The following is a 20,516-nucleotide window of genomic DNA, read 5'->3' on the forward strand; positions in this document are numbered from 1 at the left end:
TCTGGCGGGTCCGGTCCGCTACGAGCCCGCGGACCGGTTCTGGTTCGCCGCCCTGTCCGGGCTGGTGGACCGTCGCCGGTGGCGGGAGGTCTTCCGGTGACGCCGGGCACGCTGCTCGCCCTGGCATCGCAGGTTCGTGGCCCGCAGGTGGGACCACGCCGCCCGTCGACGCACCGGACGTCCACCGACACGAGCGGCGATCAAGTCGCTCGTGCTGCGGCTCGCTCAAGAGAACCCTCGGTGGGGTCATCGGCGGATCCAGGGTGAGTTGGCGCGACTCGGCCACCGCATCGCCGCCTCGACGGTCTGGCAGATTCTGCATGACGCGGGCATAGACCCGGTGCCCCGCCGCTGCGGCCCGGCGTGGCGGGAGTTCCCCACCGCACGGGCCGAGGGCATCATCGCGGCGGATTTCCTCCACCTCGACACCGTGCTCGGTAGACGTCTGTACGCACTGGTGTTCGTTGAACACGGCACCCGGCGGCTGCACGTCACCGGCGTCACCGCCCATGTGCCGCTCGAAAAGTCATCGCCGCTGATAGAACGAGAATGTCACCGTCTTGAGAGCATGCCCAGGTGATCGTGTCCCTGCTGTACAAGGTGACCCGGAAGCTGCTGTCCGTCCCAGCGGTGCTTCTCCGCAGCGAGACGGTGAAGGACGCCGAACTGCTCGTGCTGCGCCACGAGAACGCCGTACTCCGCCGGCAACTCGCAGGTCCAGTCCGCTACGAGCCCGCGGACCGGCTCTGGTTCGCCGCCCTCGCCGGGCTGGTGGATCGTCGGCGGTGGCGGGAGGTCTTTCCGGTCACGCCGGGCACCCTGCTCGCCTGGCACCGCACACTCGTAGCCCGTAAGTGGGACTACTCCGCGCGTCGACGCACCGGACGCCCACCGACACGAGCCGCGACCAAGTCGCTCGTGCTGCGACTCGCCAGAGAGAACCCGCGGTGGGGTCACCGGCGGATACAAGGCGAACTGGCCCGCCTCGGCCACCACATCGCCCACTCGACGGTCTGGCAGATCCTGCACGACGCGGGCATCGACCCGGCACCACGCCGCACCGGCCCGACCTGGCGGGAGTTCCTCACCGCCCAAGCCCAGGGCATCATCGCGGCGGACTTCCTCCACCTCGACACCGTGCTCGGCAGGCGGCTCTACGCGTTGGCCTTCCTCGAACACGGCACCCGGCGCCTTCACATCACCAGCGTCACCGCCAACCCCACACAGGCATGGACCACGCAGCAGGCCAGGAACCTCACCGCCGACCTCGGACACCGGACGGAATCCCTGCGCTTCCTGCTCCGCGACCGCGACGGCAAATACAGCCAGACGTTCGACGCCATCTTCCAGAGCGACGACCTGCGCGTGATCAAGAGCGCGCCGCAGGCGCCCAGGATGAACGCCCACTGCGAACGGGTCATCGGCACCATCCGACGCGAACTCCTCGACCACATCCTGATCACGGGCGAGAGCCACGCACATCAGGTCCTCAAGACCTACGAAGACCACTACAACCGCCACCGACCCCACCAGGCCCGCGACCAACTATCCCCCGAGGCCCGGCAACACCCTGCCGCGGTACACGACCTCGCCGCCCACAGACCGCACCGCACCCGCATCCTCGGCGGCCTCATCAACGAGTACAGACAAGCCGCTTGACCAGCAGCGATGACTTTTCGAGCGGCACAGGGGCGGAGAAACGGACCGGCCGAGAGGTCGGCACCGCGCTCCGCTCCGACCCTATTCCTCCCGTGCTCCTACGGGTTCCGCCCGATGCGCCGGGCCACGACGCGGTGGCCGAGGTGCGTTTCTACGCGATGCACTCCTACGAGTGGATCGTGGAGGGCGACATCAAAGCCTGCTTCGACGAAATCGCGCACCCCGCCCTTCTGGCCCGGGTACGTGAACGGGTCGGGGACAAACGCGTCGTGGCTCTGGCGAAGGCGTTCCTGAAGTCCGGGATCCTCGGTGAGGATCACCGGTTGCGGGAGAACGACACCGGCACCCCGCAGGGTTCGATCCTCTCACCGTTGCTGTCCAATGTGGCCTTGTCGGTGCTGGACGAGCACATCGCCCACGCCCCCGGCGGGTCCGCCACGGGCACAGCGGACAGGGCCAAGCGTCGTCGTCACGGTCTGCCGAACTTCAAGCTGGTCCGGTTCGCGGACGACTGGTGCCTGATGGTGTCGGGCTCCAAGGCCGACGCGCAGGCTCTGTGCGAGGAGATCGCGGAGGTCTTGGCCACGATGGGTTTGCGCCTGTCACGGGAGAAGACTCTGATCACCCATATCGACGAAGGCCTGGACTTCCTCGGATGGCGCATCCGGCGTCACCGCAAGCGGGGAAGCGACCGGCGGTATGTCTACACCTATCCCGCACGCAAGGCCGTCAAGGCCGTGACGGGCAAGGTCAAGGCCATCTGCCGGACGACGGACACGAACCTGCCGCTCGATGCCCTGTTGAGCCGGCTCAACCCGGCGCTGCGGGGCTGGTGCGTCTACTTCCGCCCCGGCGTGTCCACCGACGCCTTCAGCTACCTGAGCTTCTATACATGGCAACAGGTCGGCCGATGGCTTCGTCGCAAACACCACCGCTCGGCGTGGAAGGACCTGCGCCGCCGCTACTACAAGGGCGACGCATGGTGGCCTGCCTCGGAGAAGGGACCACTGTTCAATCCGGCGACAGTAGGCACGACCCGCTACCGCTACCGGGGAACCGTCATCCCGACTCCCTGGCCATCCACGAGATGAGGAAACCAGCCACCCCACGAGACTTGTGGAGCACCCGGTGCCTGGAGACAGGCACGCCGGGTGCGGGAAGCGGCTCGGGGAAACGGACCGGTCGACAAGACCGCAACCGCGCCCCGAGCCGACTTCACCGTCGACTGCGCCGTCACCCTCAAACGCGTCTACGTGTTCTTCGTGATGGAGGTCGCCACCCGCTACGTGCACATCCTCGGCACCACCACGAACCCGGACGGCCCTTGGACAACGCAACAAGCCCGCAACCTGCTCATGGACCCCGACGACCGGGCCGACGACTTCCGGTTCCTGGTGCGAGACCGGGCCGGCCAGTTCACCGCCCCGTTCGACGCAGTCCTCGCCGGCGCGGGCATCAAGGCCGTAAAAATCCCACCACGGTGTCCACGAGCCAACGCCTACGCCGAACGATTCGTCGGCACCGTCAGACGCGAAGCCACCGACCGCCTGCTCATCCTCAACTAACACCACCTGAGAACAGTGCTACAGCGCTACGCGGCCCACTACAACCACCGCCGACCCCACCAAGCCCGCCAACTCAGCCCACCACGACCAGACCGACCCATCGCACAGCCGGGCCGCACGTCGATACGCCGACCAGTCCTCGGCGGCCTGATCAACGAGTACGAACCCACAGCAGCCTAACCGCAGGTCAGACCATATGGCCGACTTCTGGCACCCCACACGCGCGCCTGGTCGTCGCGGTGCGCGAACGTGACGTCGTTGAAGCGGTAGGACGTCTCCGCCGACGAACCGTCCCAGTGCGTGTCGACCACCGGCAGGTGGAACGGCTCGACCACGTCCCCGGCGTCGCGGGCCAGGAAGCGCGTGGTGTGGTTGAGCACGTACTGGTCGTCTCGGGCAACCTGCACGACGGGCATGGCCTTCACCCACCTGATGAGCGCGGGCCGCAGGCCCGGTCGTGAACGGACGGCGCGGAGCAGAACGCACCGCACATGGGGAAGTCGCGTCAGGCCGGACCGCGGTTAGCCGGGAGCCGCCGGATTCAGCGCTCCGGGTGAAATACCGGCTCCGCCGTAACGAATAACTTTCACGACCCGTTCGGGTCACGCGGCTTTTGTCGGTGCCCTCCGCCATGATGTCGGTCGATCCGATCTTCGGGAGAGGGAGTGTGCGGTGCGGACGCTGATGAGCGGTGCGGCCTGGTCCGACTACGGGCAGCTCTACGTGGAGAGCGGCGAGGTCTCGTTCGAGATGGACAAGTGCTTCGGCGGCCAGGTCAACGGGTTGTGCGGCGGCGCGGTCCCCGGCACGTTGTTCCTGATGACCGGCACGAACGTCGGTGAGGTCGACTTCACCGTGGAGTTGCACGACCAGGCGCCGCCGGTGGGTGAGGAGTGGGAGGACGTGGTCGAGGTGTCCTTCCGCCCCGAAGGACCCGCCGCGCTCTACACCTGGGCGAACGAGGACTCCTGGTCGTTGGACGAGTTGGAGCCGATCGACTACCGCGTCCGCTACTGCGCGGTGGGGATGGACGACGGGCGTGACGAGGAAACCCGGGGACCGTCACGCGAGCGCTACCTGCTCCAGTTCTGGCCGGCACCGCCCGAGCCGGACCGGATCGTCAAGCAGACCAGCGAGCACGCCGCTTACTGGCACCGGTACGCCGCCGAGCAGCCACCGCCACCGACTGCCGAGGAGAAGGCCGAAGCCTTACGTCGAGCGCGGGAGGAGCAGGAGCGCGCCGCCGCGCAGGCACGCCTGGAGGCCGAGGAACGCCGGTGGGGCGGTCGGCTGCCCTCCGACGCGCTGCGGCAGTTGCGCGGGAGTGCGCTGCTGGTGGTGGGGCTGGACCGGCCGCTGGGTGAGGCGATCGCGGAGGCCGGTCCGGTGGTCCAGCGGGACGTAGCGCGCTGGGCGGTCCGGCGCGCGTTCACCGAGGCAGGGCTCGCCGACATCGACTGGATCGCGCCCGCCCTGGCCGCGATGGACCGGGGTGAGCCGTTGCCACCGCCGTTCGGGGACGGGAAGTCGCTTTGGGAGCTGCTGAAACTGATGTTCGCCGACGACCGGGTGCCCAAGACGCCGATCACCTCGCTGGACGGCAAGCGCCACAACGTCCTCCAGCTCAGCTCGCTGGACGGCAAGCGCCACAACGTCCTCCAGCAGGGGATGGCCCTGCCCGCACTCTTCCACGCGCACGAGGAAAACCCGTTGAAGGCCGCCCTGGACGCGCTCTGGGCGGGGGTCCAGACGTTCGGCCCCCACCGGCACGGCGTCCTGTTCGCCGAACTCCGCGAGTCCTTTCCGGCCCTCGCGTGAACGGCAGCAGTCAGACCCGAGCCTGTCGGCGGTCAGCACTAGCATCTGGCTCAGTAGCACCACCACGAGCACAGCCGAGGACCACGAGTGATTGTTCAGCCCACCTTCTTCATTCCGCCAGAGATTGAGGCGGGTCTACTCACCCGGCCCTCGGCGTCGTACTCCAGCACCTGCTCGTTGCCCGCGACCTCACGGGTCTTGGCCCGACCGCTGCTGTCGTAGGTGAAGGTGTCCAGCGCCGTACCGTTGGGCCCGGTGGTGGTGACCGAGGTGGCGGTGTGCGGCTGGGCCGCCTTCGCGGTGGCACCGGGACTGGCTGACCGGCGGCCGGGAGGCGTTGGCGGGCGCCGGTCGTGCCGGGCGGTTGCCTCGGCTGTCCGACGACCAACTCGCCGCAGTGGAGACGAAACTGGCCGAAGGTCCGAAGGCTCACGGGTTTCCGACCGACCTGTGGACGCTGGCGCGGGTGGCCGAGGTGATCGAGCGGGTCGCCGGGGTGCGGTACTCGACCACCCAGACCTGGGCGATCCTGCGGGAACGGCTGGGCTGGAGCCGGCAGCGTCCGGCGCGGCGGGCGGTCGAGCGCGACGACGAGGCCATCGAGGTCTGGGTGAAAAGGACTGGCCGCGCATAAAAAAGCGCCCGGCGCCGAGGGGCCCTGATCTGCTTCCAGGACGAAAGCGGGTTCTCCCTGCTTCCGGCGGTGCGGGCCACCTGGGCGCCACCAAGGGCGCGGCCTTCTCGGCGGCGGCCTGCGGATCGAACCCGGCGGCCGTCAGGCGTTTGACCGTGCTCGGCCCGGTCACCAGCAACGACACCGCCGCCGCATCGCGCCACCCGGAGTCATCCGGCAGCGCGAACGGATTGGGCGGGGTGCTGCCGATCTCGGCCAGACGAAAGCGGGTCAGGTAGTCGGCGGCCATCCGCGCCGACCGGGAGCGGTAGCCGTCGAGCAGATCGAGCACCAGGCGCAGCCACGCCGGGGCGGTGGCGTCCAACCGGAGCGGACCGAGCAGCGGCCACAGCGACAGCACCTCGCGCACCAGCAGCGCCGAAGTCCGAGCCTGCTCACGGCGGTGCTGCTCGGTGACCAGAACGCCGTCTGGCGATGCCGCCATCGCACACCCCCGGACATCCACGGAAGCGACTCCGCCACTCTGCGAACATGTGAATAATTTCGAAACTATGGATAACTCCACCACGTGACCTGTCGAGATTGAGTAGGTCTCACGAATTGGTCCGCACTTGTGCGGACCAGCTTCGGCTAGTCGAAGGCATACAACCGCAAAGCCCGTCTGGCGGCAGAATCACCAGTCCTTGTGTGCCTACTGTTGCCCAGGGTGACGGGAGTGTCGAGCTTCCACCCGAATCGGTTTTGGTGAACCGGAAGGAACAGTTCGATGAACAGGTTGAAAGCCTTCGTCGTTGCAGCCTTGGCGCTGGTCGCATTGACGACCGGGACGAGCGCGGCAAGTGCGGCAAGTGCGGCTCCGGAAGAAAGCTACGGCGTGCAGGTGGCTCGCACGCTTTGCTACGCCGACACGGTTGATGTGCGGTGGTCTCCGGGCGGTTCCCCGACCGGCAGACTGGTGTACCGGTACCAGAACGTCAACGTCATCAACTACCGTGACGGGGTGTGGTGGGAGATCAACTCCCCCTACTACGGGTTCGTGCTGGCCCAGTACTTCTGCTGATCTATCGCCGTAGGCGGGCTGGAACCGTCGTGCACTGTCGACGGTTCCAGCCCGGAACGCATTTGATGATCAGGCGATTCGGCATGGGCTGCCTTGACGCGCCAGTGAACGTTACCCTCGTCGAATCGTCGAGCCGATACGAGAAATCTCTTAGTGCGTTCACTCTGTGAATGTTCACGGCCAACGCACTAGCCCATTTCGTTCGTTGCCGGACGAGTGGCGCGGGCGAGCACGTCGGTGAGCAACCCGTGACCGTCCACCGAGGGCAGCATCTCGGCCCAGCGCTGCACGTCGGTGTCGGTGACACCAGGCAGGCGTTCCCAGGTGGCGCGCTGCGGCACGCCGAGCATGGTCACGGCCTTGCCCCACGCGTCGACCACGGCCGCCAGCGAGCGGGTCTCGGTGTCGCGCCACCGGACCTGTGTCCCGGGTGTCGAGCCATCCGGCGAGGTCACCGGCCAGCAGGCTGCACAGCCGCAACACCTGCTCCCACGACTCGCCGTAGGAGGTGCGGCGTTCACCGACCCGGCGCTGTAGGCCGGACTCAGCCGCCGCCAACGCATCGGCCGACAGGTTGGTGAGCGAGCCGAGCAGGGCGTGAGGCGGGGTCTGGGTGATCGCCGCGAGGTGCCGCAACACCTGTTCGAGGACTTCGACGTATAACCGACATGGCGAGACAGGCGGGGGCAGGGACCCCGCCCTTGCCACTCCCTCGCAGCTCCAAGATCACGCAGCGTTACGAGCGGTTGTCTGGGACAGTTCGGTCAGACCGGGAAATCGCCTACCCTTCGGTAGCAAGTGCTGTCGTTGTCGTTTGCGCAGATATAGAGATATGCGCGCTTCGAGTTGTCCACGTTCAAAGGTCCAATACTTCCGCAACCGCTCTGTGCTCCGTTGGTGTCGTACACTTCCTTGGTTGATCCGTTAATGACCACGAGAACTGCTCTAGCCGTTCCATTTGCCGGGGAATGGTCGCATGCGATTAAGATGTTCGAACTGTTGTCATACCGAGCCTCATCGTGTGTGTAGTCGTGCTCGGCTGTATACACGGTGAGGACTCCAGCCGACACCGGAGATGAAAACGATAGGAGGCCGGCGACGGTGATCGCTATGGCAGATATCAACCGAAATGCCCGCACTTTAACTCCTTTGCGAGGTTGCGAAGTCGATCAATGGCATCACCAAGCACATGTTGTGTCAACCACTCAATGCACTTGTCACTCAGTTGGCGTATCTGAGCGGTCGCTGAGGTGATCTCACCAAGGAATGATTCCGCGTCGAGGATCTGTGGTGTGCGCGGGAACCGCTCGTGCGGAGGCTTCGACGAGCGGCAGGACCTGGGGGAAGGTGGGTGCCGCGGACTGGTGGGACAGCGGTCCTGCGGGCTGTCCCACCTCGGAACCGCTGGTCAGGGCATGCAGCAGGACAGGTTGGGCAGCACCGCATCGGGAGAGCGGGTACCACGGCGGCGTGAGACAGGTGGGACAGCAGATCTACGGGCTGTCCCACCTAGAAACTGCTGGTCAGAGGGCATGGCAAGACAGGCGGGACAGCACCCTGCTTCGGGAGGGGAGTCGCGGTCTGGTGGGACAGGTGTACTGCGGACTGTCTCGCCATGGAACGGCAGGTCAGATGGTGTGGCGGGTAGGAAACTCGAATCTCTGTAGCTTTCGCGACGGAGGTTGTGTCCGGCAGAGTGGTGTACCAGCGCCGCCAGCGACTGCTGAGCGTGTCGTAGCCGGATAAGAGGCGGTCACCGCGTGATCCTTCAGAGACCGACCAAAGTCCACGAAGGAAGCCTCACGCGATGACCAGTACGGACCCCGTGCACCGAGCTTCGCGCGCGAGCTGGGTCCGCGCCACACCGGGCGACGGCGTGCTGCACGTCGCGGGCACCGCGGGCATCGTCGGCCACCGGAGCGTCCACCCGGGCGACGTGGCGCGCCAGTGCGACACGGCCCTGGACGACATCGCCACCCTCCTAGGCCCCGCCAACACCGTCCGCTACGGCCTGACCACTCCCCTGCACCCCATCCACCTGCGGTCGATCAAGGTCTACGTCCGCCACGCCCACGACCTGCCCGCCGTCCGCACCCGCTGCGCCACGGCGTTCAGCCCGCAGGCCGACGTGGTCTCCGTGGTCAGCGACATCTGCCGCCGCGAACTGCTCGTGGAGATCGAAGGCATCGTCCCCGTCCCCGCGCCGTGACCGCCGCTAGTCGACCGCGTCGGACCAGGGGCCGACGATCGCGAGGGCGCCCGCGCCCCGGCGGACGGCCGAGAACAGGTCCGCCTCCGCCGCCGGCCCCTGCTGGAACAGCAGGACCACGGGCTGGTCGCCGTGCTCGGTGGCGGGGTCGAAGTCGGTGGTGATCTCCCGGCGCAGCAGGAGCACGCCACCTTCGACCAGCGGTGCGGCACGCAGGGGCGCCACGGCGACGACGAGGTCGCCTCCTCGCTTCGGCACCATCTCGTCGAACACGGCCGGTGACGTCAGCAGGAGCACGCGCAGCCGGTCGCCGTCCCGCTCGTACCGCACGCCCAGGTCGTACGGGAGCAGGTAGAACACGCCCTCCTCCTCGCCCTCGTGGCCCCGGTCCAGGAGGAGGTCCACCACGCGCTGGCCGGGGTCGCCCGTGGTCGGGTCGATCCCGATCAGCACCAGTTCGGGGTCATCGGCCTCGTCGTCGGCCAGCGGCATGGTGGTGGTCCACATCTGCTCCGCATCACCCATACCGTGATCCAAGCACCAGCTCTCAGCCGACGTTCAGCCGTGCCGTCACACCGGTGGCCATCTCGGCCACGGTGTGGACCCGGAGGTCGGGGCGCGGTCCGCCGGCGACCTGCGCGACGACGGCCCGCACGTGGTCCTGGGCCGGTTCGGCCAACCCGTCGTACACCGCGAGGAACACTGCGCGCGTGCGCGCGGCCAGTCGGACGGCATGAGCTCGATGGGGAGCCTGTGGGACTCTGTTGCCCAATTAAGTATGCGCTGGTCACGGGTGGTTTCACGGCGTGATCAACGGGGTGGATGATGTCCCGTGGGCCGGCGTTCGTCCCGGTCCTGGGAAGGATCAGTTCATGTCGGTGCAGCCGCGTGCGTGGTCTGAGGTGCCCGAGCAGACCGCGGTGGTGGCCAGGGCGGCGTTTCCGAGAGGGACGTTGGCGATGCGGGTCCGGGACCGGTTACCGGGCTTGTTCGCCGACGGGCAGTTCGCGTCGGCGTTCGGCGTGCGGGGCAGGCCGGGGATCTCGCCGGGGCAGCTGGCGTTGGTCACGGTGTTGCAGTTCGCGGAGAACCTGACCGACAGGCAGGCGGCGGACGCGGTGCGGGCCCGGATCGACTGGAAATACCTGCTCGGGCTGGAGCTGACCGACTCGGGATTCGACCACACCGTGCTGACCGGGTTCAGGCAGCGCCTGATCGAGCACGGACTCGAGGAGAAGGTGCTGGACCTGCTGCTGGCCCGGTGCTCACAGCTCGGGCTGGTCAAGCCTCGGGGGCGGCAGCGCACCGACTCCACCCACGTGTCGGCCGCGGTGCGCTCGACGAACCGGTTGGACTTCCTGGCCGAGACCCTGCGCGTGGCCCTGGAAGCGCTGGCCGCGACCGCACCGGACTGGTTGACCGTCCGGATCGACGCGGACTGGGCGCGGCGCTACGGCGCCCGGATGGACTCCTACCGGCTGCCGCACGGCCGGGCCGAGCGCGCCGAGGCCGCCACCCGGATCGGCATCGACGGATTCCGGTTGTTGGAGAACGTCCACGCGTCGGACGCGCCGGTGTGGCTGCGGGAGATCCCGGCCGTGACCGTGCTGCGGACCGTGTGGATCACGCAGTACCACCGCACGGTCACCCACGACGGTGAGGAGGTGTCCTGGCGGGAGGAGAAAGACCTCCCGCCCAGCAGAACGCGCCTGCTCCCCGTACGACACCGACGCCCGCTACGCGACCAAACGCGGATCCGGTTGGGAGGGCTACACAATCCACCTCACCGAGACCTGCGACGACATCGCCGACACGGGATCGCCGCATCCGGTCACCAACGTGGTCACCACCGACGCGACCGTCACCGACGTGGAAGTGCTCGAGCGGATCCACACCGACCTCGACCGCCGCGGCCTGGTGCCCGACGAGCACGTCGTGGACGCGGGCTACACCTCCGCCGACCTGATGGTCGGCGCACGACGCGAACACGGGATCACCCTGCTGGGCCCGTTGCGGGTCGACAACTCCGCACAGCCCCGCACCGGCGACGGTTACGGCCGCGCCGCGTTCGCCATCGACTGGGACCGGCGTCGGGTCGTCTGTCCGCAAGGGGTGCGGAGCACGATCCGGTCGGAGTGCTCCGAACGCGGCCGCGACTCGGTTGTGGTCGCGTTTCCCGTCACCGCCTGCCAATCATGCCCGGTCCGTCCACAGTGCACACGATCGACCCGGTCCGGACGCCAACTGATGCTGCGTACCCGGGAAGTTCACGAGGCGGTCGAGCGCGCTCGGACCGAGCAGGCGACCGACGAGTGGAAGCAACGCTATGCCACCCGGGCCGGCGTCGAGGGCACCGTTCATCAGGCGGTCGCCGTCACCGGGGTCCGTCGCAGCCGCTACACCGGGCTGCCCAAGACCCGCCTCGCCCACGTCTTCACCGCCACCGCCCTCAACCTGATCCGCCTGGACGCATGGTGGAGCGGCACATCACCCGGGACAGCGGAGCTCCAGCCACCTCGCCAGACTCGACCTCGCCGCATAGCCGAATTGGGCAACAGAGTCCCACAAGGAGTCGAACGAAGATCAGGTACAGCAGTCGTAGCGCCACGTCTCACGATCATGCCCCTACAGCACATGGTGCGCGATCACCGCAGCTCAGAGCTCAGGTGTGCAGACTTCTGGAACCCCACAGGGCCGCGCCGGGCCACGACGCACCCGCCCGTCCACGGCCACCAGGCCGCCCCGAACGCAGGGCCCCGGCAAAGTCGTTAGGTGTATGAGGCCAGGACGTTGGTGACGCCGGTGTGGAGCCGTGTGGCTGGTGGTCGGTTTCCGGCGGCGGTGTGGGGGCGATGGTAGTTGTAGTGCACGTTCCATACTGTCAGGGCGTCGGTGCGTTGTTGTTCGCTGGTCCAGACGTGGGCGTAGAGGAATTCCTCGCCCAGGATGCGGTTGTAGCGCTCGACCTTGCCGTTGTGGCGTGGGGTATAGGGCGTGATCCGCTGGTGGCGGGCGCCGCGCAGCACGGTGGCGAAGTCGTGGGCGCGGTAGCAGGAGCCGTTGTCGGTGACGATGCGGTGGACGTGGGTGATGCCGTGGGCGGCGAAGAACGCCCGTGCCCGGTGGGTGAAGCCGATCGCGGTGACCGCCTTCTCATCCGGCAGGGCCTCGGTGTAGGCCAGGCGGGAGTACCCGTCGACCGCGGAGTGCAGGTAGGTGTAACTGCGCTGCGCGCCGGACTTCCCGGTGGCGGTGTTCTTGGCGCGTTCGACCTTGTTTTGCCTGCTCGCTGCCCCGGCCGCGGACCCGCCACCCACCACCGTCGGGGATCACGCCGACCTTCTTCACGTCCAGGTGGACCATGTGGCCGGGCCAGCGGGCGACGATCCGGCGGGGTGCGCGGTTGTTCTCCCGGTCGGGTCGAGGAACCGGCGGCGGTTGAGGCCCAGGTGTGCCAGGTGTCGGCCGACCGTGCGCACCGACACGGCCGTGCCCTCGGCCGCCAGTTCCAGGGCGATGCGGCGGGCCGACCACTTGCGCTCCCGGCGCAGCCGCTCGATGCGGACGACCACCTCGGCGGGGGTGGCGGTGGGCTGCCGGCGCGGAGCGCTGGGACGGTCGGCCAGGCCGGCTTCGCCGAAACGGCGATAGCGGTTGACCCACTTCGAGGCGCACTGCCGCGAGATGCCCATCTCGGCGGCGACGTGGGCTATCGGACGGGTCTTGCAGCGCTGGACGAGGCGGTGGCGGCCTTCGACGGACAGCGGGGCGTTACGGTGGAGCACGGACGGGTCTTTCTGCTCGGCGGATGTGTTGGTCGCACTTCCATCCTGCCGCCGAAAGACCCGTCCCCTGCTTCAGGCCCTACCAGCCGTCACCAACGTCATGACCCGCAACAACTAGGGCCTGTATCGAAGTTGATCAGAGCCATTCCCGACGAGTGCCGCCGTGGACGCGGAAGACCGTGCGCGGTTTGCTACAGCGTCGCGAAGCTCTTGATGCCCGCGAGCTTGTAGACCTGCGCCGCTACGTCCGGGCACTCCTGCTGGACCTGCTTGTCAATCTGCGCGCCGTCGGGGACCGCGCCCTGCTTCTCGTACCACGAGTAGAGGTTGACGGTGAGGTTCGCCATCGCGCCCACCTCGGACCCGATCCCTTCCAGGGTCGGGATCTGGCCGCGCAAGTACTCGCACACGTCGGCGCCGGGCACGGGGGCTGCGGAGCCGGTCGGTGCGGTGCCGGTGGTGCCCGACTGGGCAGCCGGGGTCGCCGGGGCCGTGGCGGCAGGGGTGGACGCGGACGGGGTGCCGGAACAAGCGGTCAGCAGCAGAGCGGATGCGGCGACAAGTGTGAGTCTGGAGATGTGAGCCATGGCGGACCGCCCTCGTGTCGAGGGCCGGGTGCGGGCCCAAGTGCGAGTAGGACGGCGTGACTGCACTGCGGGTTCCCAACGGGGCGCTGTGCTGCCGAACCAGGAGTTGCCCGCCGGCGCCGACCTCGGGACGGGCCTGGATGCCGTGAGGTACAGCGGCGACGACGGGACGTGGTACGTCCGAGGCGAGCGGGCCAACCCCGGACGGTGTGGCGTTCGCCTACTTCGGCACCGGCCGGGAGTTCCCGGCCGACGCCGAGGTGCCGCTGACCATCGTTCGCGACACCCTGTGGGGGTCTGCTGGACAACCGCGGGCGGCGCCCGGACGGCCTGGACTGGACCGAGACGGACTGAGGTCGAGTACCGGTTCGCCTGGCCGCCAAGGCGCACCCGACGGCCGCACCAGTACGACGCCTCGGGGTTCGACCAGAACGGCATCGCGACCACGCTGTCGCAGTGCCGACGCGCCTGACCCCGGACCGCCGCGGGGGCGGTCGACAAAGCGCCCGGTGGGGACCAGACCGCCGACGGCGACGAGGGCGGCGACCAGCGCGGCGAGGGCGGTCCTTTCCTGGTGCCCGGCCGGCTCCGGGTGCCGCCGGCGGCCTGGCCGACGGGGTGGTGCTCGGCACCGCGGGCTGAGCTCCCGCGGCTACGGAGGCTGCGCGCCTCGGCGGCCGGGTCGGCCCGTGCGTCGGGTCGGCGCTCTCGGCGTCCGGCGCGGCCATTTGGGGCTGGGGGTGGTCGACAGGGCTTGGTGACCGACGCGTTCTCGGCGGTCCGGTCGTCGCCCGCGTGGTTCTCGTCATCGCCTGGAGTCGTACGGACGGCGGCGGGCCTGTTCGAGTTGGTCGCGGGTGAACACGGTGCCGTTGGGGAACTTTTGCGGCTCAGCCGGGTCAGGTCGTTGTCGGGTGGGTCGATCCAGGTGTCGATGGGTGGGGTGTTGATGTCGTCGAGCAGGTGTTCGACCAGTGGGGCGTAGCCGGAGCCCTGGTAGCCCCAGGCGACGCCGTAGTCGCCCTGGGGCGCGGGGTAGAGGGTGCCGTCGTCGGTGCGGACCCAGTTGGAGTGCCCGCCGCCGTCGATGATCAGCTCGGCGAGCGGTGTGATGGCGGGAAGCCGGCGGCCCTACCCCAAGGCCGCGTAGTTAGGGCGGTAAGTGGGACTGTCAAGGAGTAGATCGGGCGTGTCGTGGCGATGGAGCAACAGGGTCTCGGGTAGAAGCAGGGATCTTCCAAGATCATCCTGCTGGTGAGAGGTCCTGTTGCGCGATCAGTGTGCCGTCCCTGTATCCGGGCCGGGCGGCGGCGATGCCGAGGGTGTCTTCGCTCCCGGTCACTTGGGTGACCTGACCCGTCACCTGCCCGTCGAACTCGTCGACGCCGTCGTGGAGGAAACCCGGACCGTTCAGCGGCGGGTGCGGTGCCTGCCCTCCCGTGTCGGGGTGTACTTCGTGTTGCCCTGGCATTGTTCCCCTCGCTGGGATACCTGCGGGTCTGGGACAAGCTGACCGCCGGGCTGGGCGCGCGTCCGCGGCCCAGTGAGAGGGCATTGCGCGAGTTGCGTCGCCGACTCGGGCCGGCGCCGCTGAAGGCGGTGTTCGAGATCGTGGCGGGTCCGCTGGCGCAGCCCAGGACGCCGGGTGTGTGTTATCGGCGCTGGCGGACCGTCGCCTTCGACGGGTGCAGCTCCGTCAAGGTCCCCGATCACGAACGCAACCGGGCGTGGCTGGGGAGAATCGCGACAGCGTCTGGTTGGGCGGGCTACCCGATGCTGCGGCTGATGGCGTTGTGCGAGACCGGCAGCCGTGGTCTGCTCGGCGCGGTCTTCGGCCCCACCGGCGAGTACGAAACCACCTACGCACAACGATTACTGCCACTGCTGACGCCCCGCATGCTGCTGCTGGCCGACCGGGGATTCGACGGCAACGCCTTCCTTCAGCAGGTCGCCGACACCCAAGCCCAGTCCCTGATCCGTCTGAACCACCGTCGCCGTCCCGGCGTGCTCGCAGTCCTGCCGGACGGCTCCTACCTGACCCGACTCGGCAACCTGCGGGTCCGGATCATCGAGGCCCGGATCACGGTGAGCACCAGCGGAGGCAACCGGTTGAGCGAGCACTACCGGCTGGCCACCACCCTGCTCGACCACCGCCGGGACCCGGCCTCCGCGCTGGTGCGTCTCTACCACGAACGCTGGGAAGTCGAGTCCGCCTTCTACGCCCTGCGCCACACCCTGCTCGACGGACTCGTCCTGCGCTCACAGGATCCATCCGGACTCGCGCAGGAACTGTGGGCCCAGTTGACCGTCTACCAGTTGCTGCGCATGGCCATGGTCGAGGCCGCGGAGTCACGTCCGGGCACCGACCCGGACCGCGCCGGCTTCACCATCGCCCTGGAAACCGCCCGCGACCAGCTCATCCTCGCCGCCGGCCGGGACGACACCGCTATTACCGCGGTGGGCGCGATCGGCCGGGCGGTCCTGGCCGGACTGCTGCCCGCGCGTCGGCCACGCATCAGCTGCCGCAGGGTCAAAGCGCCGATCTCCCGCTACCACTCCCGGCCGGCCGATCCCCGCCCCGCACGCAGTCAGCGCATCACGCACCTGAACATCGACATCCACCAGGCCACCGCCACACCACCGCCTCCCGGCGCCGACACACCGCACGACATCCGCCGGGTCAGCCTGGGCCCGGGCGTCCCCGGCGCCGGACACCGCAACCGCACACTGCAGTTGATGGCCGCCAATCCTGACCGCGCCCGGCGTCCCCGCGAACTGGCCAAAGCCTTGGGAATCCACAACACCAAGAGCTTCGGCACACAGATGCTCACATGGCTGGCCGAAGGATTCCTCCACAAGATCCGCCGCGGCACCTACGCCCTCGCCGACGCCTGGCAACCACACACGGAAGACTTGACGGCCACGGCAACTCCTTAACTACGCGGCCTTGGGGCAAGCCCCCTTCTCCGCCATCGCATCCTTCTGCCGTGACGGCCACTCCACGTCACCACCGGCTACGAGCCAGAGCCGCTCGTTTGACACACCCCGCCTTCGTCATGTCCTGGCTGCCCGGGAGTGAAAGTGCCGGCGTGGCCGATCCCCTGTTCGGCTCCGTGCCCTACACCGGGAAACTGCCGGTGAGCCGGCCTCGCGCCGAGCAGCAGGAACCGATCAACGTCGGTGATCGCGACTACGACCCCCTGTTCCCTACGGCTACGGCCTCTCCACGCACAACCGGTAGTCGGCGGCGTCCAGGAGGCGATCACCTACGAGGTCGCCTCCGCGGCAGGAGTCGTTCGAAAACAGATGCTTGGGGGCCCGTGCTGATACATGGTTCGACCCCCCAAGTTCACCCCCAAGTTCCGGCCCCCGGTCTTTGAGGGTGTCTCCCTCATGCCTCGGGGTGTGCTCGGCCGCGAGAGTTGGTCCCATCGCCGCCGGAGGGGCCGGGGGCGGGACAAGGGGAGACAGTGATGAGGATCAAGAGGGGAAGCTTTGTCGCGGGGGCGGTTGCCGCGTTGTTGGCCGTCGGGGCGGGGTCGGCGCAGGCGGACCTGGGGACGCCGTCGACGTTGGTGGACGTGGACACCGCGAAGGCCGCGCAGTACCTGCACTCGTCGCTGAACGGCAAGGCCATGGGCTACGCGTTCGCGATCGCCGAGAACGGCCTGCTGGCGCAGAAGGGCGCGGACGGCACCGCGCGGGTGGACAAGGGCACGTCGTTCACCCCGTACAGCCGCATCGAGATCGCCAGCGCCACCAAGAACGTCGTCGCCGCCGCGCTGCTCAAGGCGACCGAGGCCGCGGGGCTCACGCCGGAGGCGCCGATCTGGCCGTACCTGCCGCCGGACATGCGCTCGACCGCGACCGACGGGTGGAAGAGCGTGAAGATCAAGGACATCCTCGGCCACACCTCGGGGCTCGGCCAGTTCATCAAGGATCAGTCCCTGGACGAGCAGAAGAAGATGAACGCCCGCTACGACGGCATCAAGTACGCGATGTCCATCGCCCCGGTGGGCACGGGCAAGGCCTACGACTACGAGAACGAGAACTACGCCGTCGCACGAGTCGTCCTCACCCGCCTGTGGTACCTGACGGAGCAGGGCTTCGGTGTGCCGGAGTGGATCCAGCCCGGCGGCGCACCCTGGTCGATGGCCTACATCAACCGCCACCTGTTCACCCCGGCGGGCATCGCCACCGTCAACTGCCTGTCGAGCGACCCGGCGAACAACGCACACGGCTATCTGACCAGCGCCTCGAAGACCGGGTCCCTGCTGGAGATGTCCGGCACGTCCTACGAGGCCTGCGCGAGCTACCGCGGCCTGCGGATGTCGGCGATCGACCTGGTCCGCTGGCAGGTCTACCTGCGGCACGGCACGATCGTCTCGCCCCAGGTCCGCCTGTGGATGGACACCATCGAGCCCGGCGCACGCGGTCTGGGCTGGGACTACGTGGCAGCCGGCACCCGCGCCCACGGCGGTGACTACAACAACGGCGCCGGCCGCGTCGTGACGTGCCACGGCAAGTTCCCCGGCAACGTCGAGGCCTCCCTGGTCGTCAACAGCGGCATCGACGGTGGGCCCCACCCGTGCTCCCTCCTGGCCGCCGCGGTGCAGTACGCGAGCTGACCCACTCCGCCCATGACTCGACGGCGGTGCCGGTTCCCCGGCACCGCCGTCGAGCGGCGTGGTGGCCCCGTCGCGCCGGGGCCAGTGGTGGGCGAGGGTGATGATGGCGTGACCGCCCTGGTTCGGACGTCCACCACCGACACCGTGCCGGCGATGGTGTTGCTGATGTACGCGGTGCGGTTGTCGGGGGTGATCAGGACGCCGCGACGTTCGTCGCGCTCATGCTCACCTCGGCTTCGGGCCGGGTGCTACACGACGTCTCGTTCCTTTCCTACGACGGCCTCGGGCCGTTCCAAGCGGCACCGGGTGTTCGGCGTCGAAGCACCTTCCGACATCGCCTTCTGCCGCTGCGGGTGGAGAAGCACCGCCGAGATGCTGGTCGAGGCGCGGAGCACCACGTTCGGCGCGACCGCGACCTGCCGGTGCACGATGTCGGAGGGGCCACCGCCATCGGCTCGCGCGAGGTCAACGCCGACTGCTACGGCACGGTCGTCGACGACGCCACCGGCATCGCCGGGTTCGCCGTGGCCGACGGCATCGGCAGCCGGCTCGGTGCGGAGACCGCCGCGGCGATCGCCACCACCACGGCGATGGCAGCCGTGCCCGGAGCGCGCCTGCTGAACCCCGCCATCACCGGCCTGCTCGCGGCCCGCGAAGCCCTGCTCGCCAACGACATCCCCACCAGAGGCGAGGACACCGTGATGGTCGTCGCCGTGACCCGACCCCGGCCCGAGCGGGGAAGCATGACCTTGGACATCGCCTGGGTCGGCGACTGCCGCGCGTTATTACACCTCCGCACCATCGAGGTCCTGGTCGACCGCGACGCCGTCACCTCCGGCGCCGCCGCCGACGGCGAACCGTGGCAGTACTACGACCTGGGCCACGGCTACTGCACCTACACCTTCTTCGAGCAGTGCCCGCACCGGATGGCCTGTGCCCGCTGCGACTTCTATACCCCCAAAGCCTCCAGCAAGGGCGAACTCCTGGAGGCCAAGGACAACCTCCAGCGGATGCTGGCCAACCTCCCGCTGACCGAGGACGAACAGGCCGCCGTCGACGACGGCCAAGCCGCCCTCGACGCCCTGCTGGAACGCCTGGCGGACGTACCCGCCCCGGACGGCACTACCCCACGTGAGATCGGTATCCCGGCCACCGCCACGCTTCTGCCGATCATCGCGGTGAACCAGGGTAAACCGGTATGAGAGGTCAGCCAGGTCGTCAGTCGCCAAGCGTTGTGACCCGTGAGAGGAAACCGACCCTACCCAGGCGGGGCTGTTGCGCTACCACCCAAGATCAACCTTTGAATAACGCTCCTGGTCACCGGGATTGTCAGTCGAGCACTGGGCAGGTGCTCCGTGTCAGCCTTGCTTTCACCGTCCCGCCGACCCGGTGTGCGCCGTAGCATTGACCACCATGGGGGACAGCCCGTTACCGCAGCACCATTGGCCCGTGGAGTACCGGCACGCGCGTGCGACGTTGAACGCGTTGCTTGCGGACAATCTCGTGGAGCTGGAACTGCTCGAAGAGGCCAGCCAGGCAGTCAGGGACCTGGCTCCTTCCAAGCCGACTGACTGGTGGCCGGGAGCATGGCTGGGCGAGCAGACCGACCTACCCCCGGGGGTCACCCCGATGTGGCGCAAGGTGTGCCGTACGGAGTGGGAAGCCCACCAGGAACGTCCCGAGCACCTCGCACCAGAGCAGTGGACCGTCGAGTGGGAGCCGACCATTCCCTGTCTGCTGGGCACCGACAAGGTATTCATCTTTGGGGATGACCTACTGGACGCGCAGTTCTGGCAGGACGTGGATGCGACGGGCCGTGTCGATTGGGTACCATCTTCCAAGCCGTTTGTGCCCACCACCAGTGTTTCGGACGTCGTGGACACTGCTGCGTGGATCGGCACGGCCGCTGTGTCGGGCATGATCGGTAACGCCGCGTACGACGGAATCAAGGCCACGGTCAAAGGCATCAGGGACCGGCGACCGCATGGGCGTGACGGCACGCAGGACACGGCCGCTTCCCCGGTCTCCTCCACAGACGACCCTGAATGCAACACACCCACCCCCGCCCGCCTGGCCCCCGACCGAGCCCAGCGCCGACTCGACATCGACATTCCGGACGGAGCGCCTCCGATCATCGGGCAGGATGTCATCGACCCGTGACATGACACGTCTCGTGAGCTTCCGTCAAGGACGCTCATAGCCGACCGATGTTGACATTTCAGATTCCACATAAACCTGGTCGAGGGGGACCTCCTCACGCAGCTGACCACCGACCACACCTACGCCCAACAGTTGCGCGACTCCGGCCATCCCGACGACGTCGCCGCCTACTACGACAACCGCGTACTCACCAGCGTGGCCACCGCGCACCTCGACACCATCGGCACCAAGACGGTGCACACCGACCGCGGCAGGCTCGCGCTGGTCGGCGACGGCGTCGGCAAGGCACTGCAACCGACCACGCTGCACGAGGTTCTGCGCGAATTCACCGACCCGCGCGAGGCCGCGAGAATGCTCCGGGACGTCGGGCCGTTCGACTGCGAGCCGACGAGGTCCACCCGGTAGTTCCCG

At 68.3% G+C, this 20,516-nt stretch carries 18 protein-coding genes and 7 pseudogenes; 17 read left to right on the plus strand and 8 right to left on the minus strand.

Translation table 11 applies throughout. From position 1 onward, the window contains the following. Positions 1-136: 136 nt before the first annotated feature. The 5 genes and pseudogenes from ALI22I_RS55245 to ALI22I_RS52765 form a co-directional block, all read left to right on the plus strand. Positions 137-259, plus strand: a pseudogene (locus ALI22I_RS55245) (helix-turn-helix domain-containing protein); the annotation flags it as partial. Positions 260-268: 9 nt separating this feature from the next. Beyond that, entirely contained in the window at positions 269-580 is a 312-nt protein-coding gene (locus ALI22I_RS51835) for a hypothetical protein (protein ID WP_238598003.1), read from the plus strand. Continuing rightward, the gene (locus ALI22I_RS01510) at positions 577-1,659 is read left to right on the plus strand and encodes an integrase core domain-containing protein (RefSeq protein ID WP_077003783.1); all 1,083 of its coding nucleotides are present in this window, start codon (positions 577-579) and stop codon (positions 1,657-1,659) included. Before ALI22I_RS51835 ends, ALI22I_RS01510 begins: the two co-directional genes overlap by 4 nt. After that, the gene (locus ALI22I_RS01515; RefSeq protein ID WP_202970549.1) at positions 1,656-2,750 is read left to right on the plus strand and encodes a reverse transcriptase domain-containing protein; all 1,095 of its coding nucleotides are present in this window, start codon (positions 1,656-1,658) and stop codon (positions 2,748-2,750) included. The genes ALI22I_RS01510 and ALI22I_RS01515 overlap by 4 nt, the downstream gene beginning before the upstream one ends. Before the next feature lie 60 nt (positions 2,751-2,810). Further along, positions 2,811-3,224: a hypothetical protein gene (locus tag ALI22I_RS52765; protein ID WP_238598004.1), complete on the plus strand. Its 414-nt coding sequence runs from the start codon at positions 2,811-2,813 to the stop codon at positions 3,222-3,224. Positions 3,225-3,400: 176 nt separating this feature from the next. Here the strand turns inward: ALI22I_RS52765 and ALI22I_RS01525 are convergent, their stop codons facing one another. Next, the gene (locus ALI22I_RS01525; protein ID WP_143531879.1) at positions 3,401-3,640 is read right to left on the minus strand and encodes a hypothetical protein; all 240 of its coding nucleotides are present in this window, start codon (positions 3,638-3,640) and stop codon (positions 3,401-3,403) included. A gap of 256 nt (positions 3,641-3,896) precedes the next feature. On the opposite strand from ALI22I_RS01525, the gene ALI22I_RS01530 reads away from it, so the two are divergent. From ALI22I_RS01530 to ALI22I_RS48415, 3 genes and pseudogenes are all read left to right on the plus strand, one after another. After that, a complete protein-coding gene (locus ALI22I_RS01530) occupies positions 3,897-5,042 on the plus strand; it encodes a hypothetical protein (RefSeq protein WP_077003786.1) in 1,146 nt (381 codons plus the stop codon). A gap of 307 nt (positions 5,043-5,349) precedes the next feature. Beyond that, positions 5,350-5,676, plus strand: a pseudogene (locus ALI22I_RS01535) (winged helix-turn-helix domain-containing protein); the annotation flags it as partial. Positions 5,677-6,442: 766 nt separating this feature from the next. Next, positions 6,443-6,736 carry a hypothetical protein gene (locus ALI22I_RS48415; protein WP_143531881.1) on the plus strand — a complete coding sequence of 98 codons (294 nt, stop codon included), beginning with the start codon at positions 6,443-6,445 and terminating at the stop codon, positions 6,734-6,736. Between the two features lie 188 nt (positions 6,737-6,924). Here the strand turns inward: ALI22I_RS48415 and ALI22I_RS01540 are convergent, their stop codons facing one another. Together ALI22I_RS01540 and ALI22I_RS55250 are read right to left on the minus strand one after the other, a co-directional pair. Next, on the minus strand, positions 6,925-7,191 hold the full coding sequence (locus ALI22I_RS01540; protein ID WP_077003787.1) for a phage portal protein: 267 nt from the start codon (positions 7,189-7,191) through the stop codon (positions 6,925-6,927). Positions 7,192-7,246: 55 nt separating this feature from the next. After that, positions 7,247-7,444 (minus strand): annotated as a pseudogene (locus ALI22I_RS55250) (hypothetical protein); the annotation flags it as partial. Between the two features lie 1,099 nt (positions 7,445-8,543). On the opposite strand from ALI22I_RS55250, the gene ALI22I_RS01545 reads away from it, so the two are divergent. Next, entirely contained in the window at positions 8,544-8,945 is a 402-nt protein-coding gene (locus ALI22I_RS01545; protein WP_077003788.1) for a hypothetical protein, read from the plus strand. A gap of 6 nt (positions 8,946-8,951) precedes the next feature. Here the strand turns inward: ALI22I_RS01545 and ALI22I_RS01550 are convergent, their stop codons facing one another. Next, positions 8,952-9,470 (minus strand): hypothetical protein, encoded by a 519-nt coding sequence (locus ALI22I_RS01550; protein ID WP_077003789.1) that lies wholly within the window; start codon positions 9,468-9,470, stop codon positions 8,952-8,954. Between the two features lie 22 nt (positions 9,471-9,492). Next, entirely contained in the window at positions 9,493-9,636 is a 144-nt protein-coding gene (locus ALI22I_RS50255; protein ID WP_179118051.1) for a hypothetical protein, read from the minus strand. Positions 9,637-9,904: 268 nt separating this feature from the next. Between ALI22I_RS50255 and ALI22I_RS52770 the strand changes: the two are divergent. Next, positions 9,905-10,129: pseudogene (locus tag ALI22I_RS52770) on the plus strand (transposase); the annotation flags it as partial. A 287-nt stretch (positions 10,130-10,416) separates the two neighbouring features. Here ALI22I_RS52770 and ALI22I_RS51845 read toward each other — a convergent pair. Beyond that, the gene (locus ALI22I_RS51845; RefSeq protein WP_202970551.1) at positions 10,417-10,572 is read right to left on the minus strand and encodes a hypothetical protein; all 156 of its coding nucleotides are present in this window, start codon (positions 10,570-10,572) and stop codon (positions 10,417-10,419) included. Between the two features lie 29 nt (positions 10,573-10,601). Between ALI22I_RS51845 and ALI22I_RS51850 the strand changes: the two genes are divergently transcribed. Further along, complete coding sequence (locus tag ALI22I_RS51850; RefSeq protein WP_202970552.1) at positions 10,602-11,717, plus strand: transposase; 1,116 nt, start codon at positions 10,602-10,604, stop codon at positions 11,715-11,717. On the opposite strand, the pseudogene ALI22I_RS01565 reads toward ALI22I_RS51850, so the two are convergent. Together ALI22I_RS01565 and ALI22I_RS01570 are read right to left on the minus strand one after the other, a co-directional pair. Continuing rightward, positions 11,714-12,730, minus strand: a pseudogene (locus ALI22I_RS01565) (IS481 family transposase). The gene ALI22I_RS51850 and the pseudogene ALI22I_RS01565 overlap by 4 nt on opposite strands. Before the next feature lie 191 nt (positions 12,731-12,921). Beyond that, complete coding sequence (locus tag ALI22I_RS01570) at positions 12,922-13,317, minus strand: hypothetical protein (RefSeq protein WP_077003790.1); 396 nt, start codon at positions 13,315-13,317, stop codon at positions 12,922-12,924. Between the two features lie 185 nt (positions 13,318-13,502). Here ALI22I_RS01570 and ALI22I_RS55255 point away from each other — a divergent pair. The 6 genes and pseudogenes from ALI22I_RS55255 to ALI22I_RS01615 all read left to right on the plus strand — a co-directional run. Further along, positions 13,503-14,078 (plus strand): annotated as a pseudogene (locus tag ALI22I_RS55255) (Imm1 family immunity protein); the annotation flags it as partial. Between the two features lie 506 nt (positions 14,079-14,584). Next, positions 14,585-16,113 (plus strand): annotated as a pseudogene (locus ALI22I_RS01585) (IS4 family transposase); the annotation flags it as partial. A 677-nt stretch (positions 16,114-16,790) separates the two neighbouring features. Then, complete coding sequence (locus ALI22I_RS01595) at positions 16,791-17,945, plus strand: serine hydrolase domain-containing protein (RefSeq protein ID WP_083751338.1); 1,155 nt, start codon at positions 16,791-16,793, stop codon at positions 17,943-17,945. 422 nt (positions 17,946-18,367) lie between these two features. After that, on the plus strand, positions 18,368-19,147 hold the full coding sequence (locus ALI22I_RS52780) for a hypothetical protein (protein ID WP_238598006.1): 780 nt from the start codon (positions 18,368-18,370) through the stop codon (positions 19,145-19,147). Between the two features lie 247 nt (positions 19,148-19,394). Then, positions 19,395-20,105, plus strand: coding sequence for a hypothetical protein (locus ALI22I_RS01610; protein WP_143531884.1), 711 nt, complete (start codon positions 19,395-19,397; stop codon positions 20,103-20,105). A gap of 132 nt (positions 20,106-20,237) precedes the next feature. After that, positions 20,238-20,510, plus strand: a complete 273-nt coding sequence (locus tag ALI22I_RS01615; RefSeq protein WP_077003796.1) for a hypothetical protein — start codon at positions 20,238-20,240, stop codon at positions 20,508-20,510. The last annotated feature ends 6 nt before the right edge of the window (positions 20,511-20,516 follow it).

The organism is Saccharothrix sp. ALI-22-I (assembly GCF_001984175.1).
In the GTDB taxonomy this organism is placed as follows: Bacteria; Actinomycetota; Actinomycetes; order Mycobacteriales; family Pseudonocardiaceae; genus Actinosynnema.

Bases quoted from the DNA above. Each gene is read 5' to 3' on its own strand.
- ALI22I_RS01525 (WP_143531879.1), bottom strand. From the start codon at position 3,640: ATGCCCGTCGTGCAGGTTGCCCGAGACGACCAGTACGTGCTCAACCAC.
- ALI22I_RS48415 (WP_143531881.1), top strand. From the start codon at position 6,443: ATGAACAGGTTGAAAGCCTTCGTCGTTGCAGCCTTGGCGCTGGTCGCA.
- ALI22I_RS01545 (WP_077003788.1), top strand. From the start codon at position 8,544: ATGACCAGTACGGACCCCGTGCACCGAGCTTCGCGCGCGAGCTGGGTC.
- ALI22I_RS01550 (WP_077003789.1), bottom strand. From the start codon at position 9,470: ATGGGTGATGCGGAGCAGATGTGGACCACCACCATGCCGCTGGCCGAC.
- ALI22I_RS01570 (WP_077003790.1), bottom strand. From the start codon at position 13,317: ATGGCTCACATCTCCAGACTCACACTTGTCGCCGCATCCGCTCTGCTG.
- ALI22I_RS01595 (WP_083751338.1), top strand. From the start codon at position 16,791: ATGAGGATCAAGAGGGGAAGCTTTGTCGCGGGGGCGGTTGCCGCGTTG.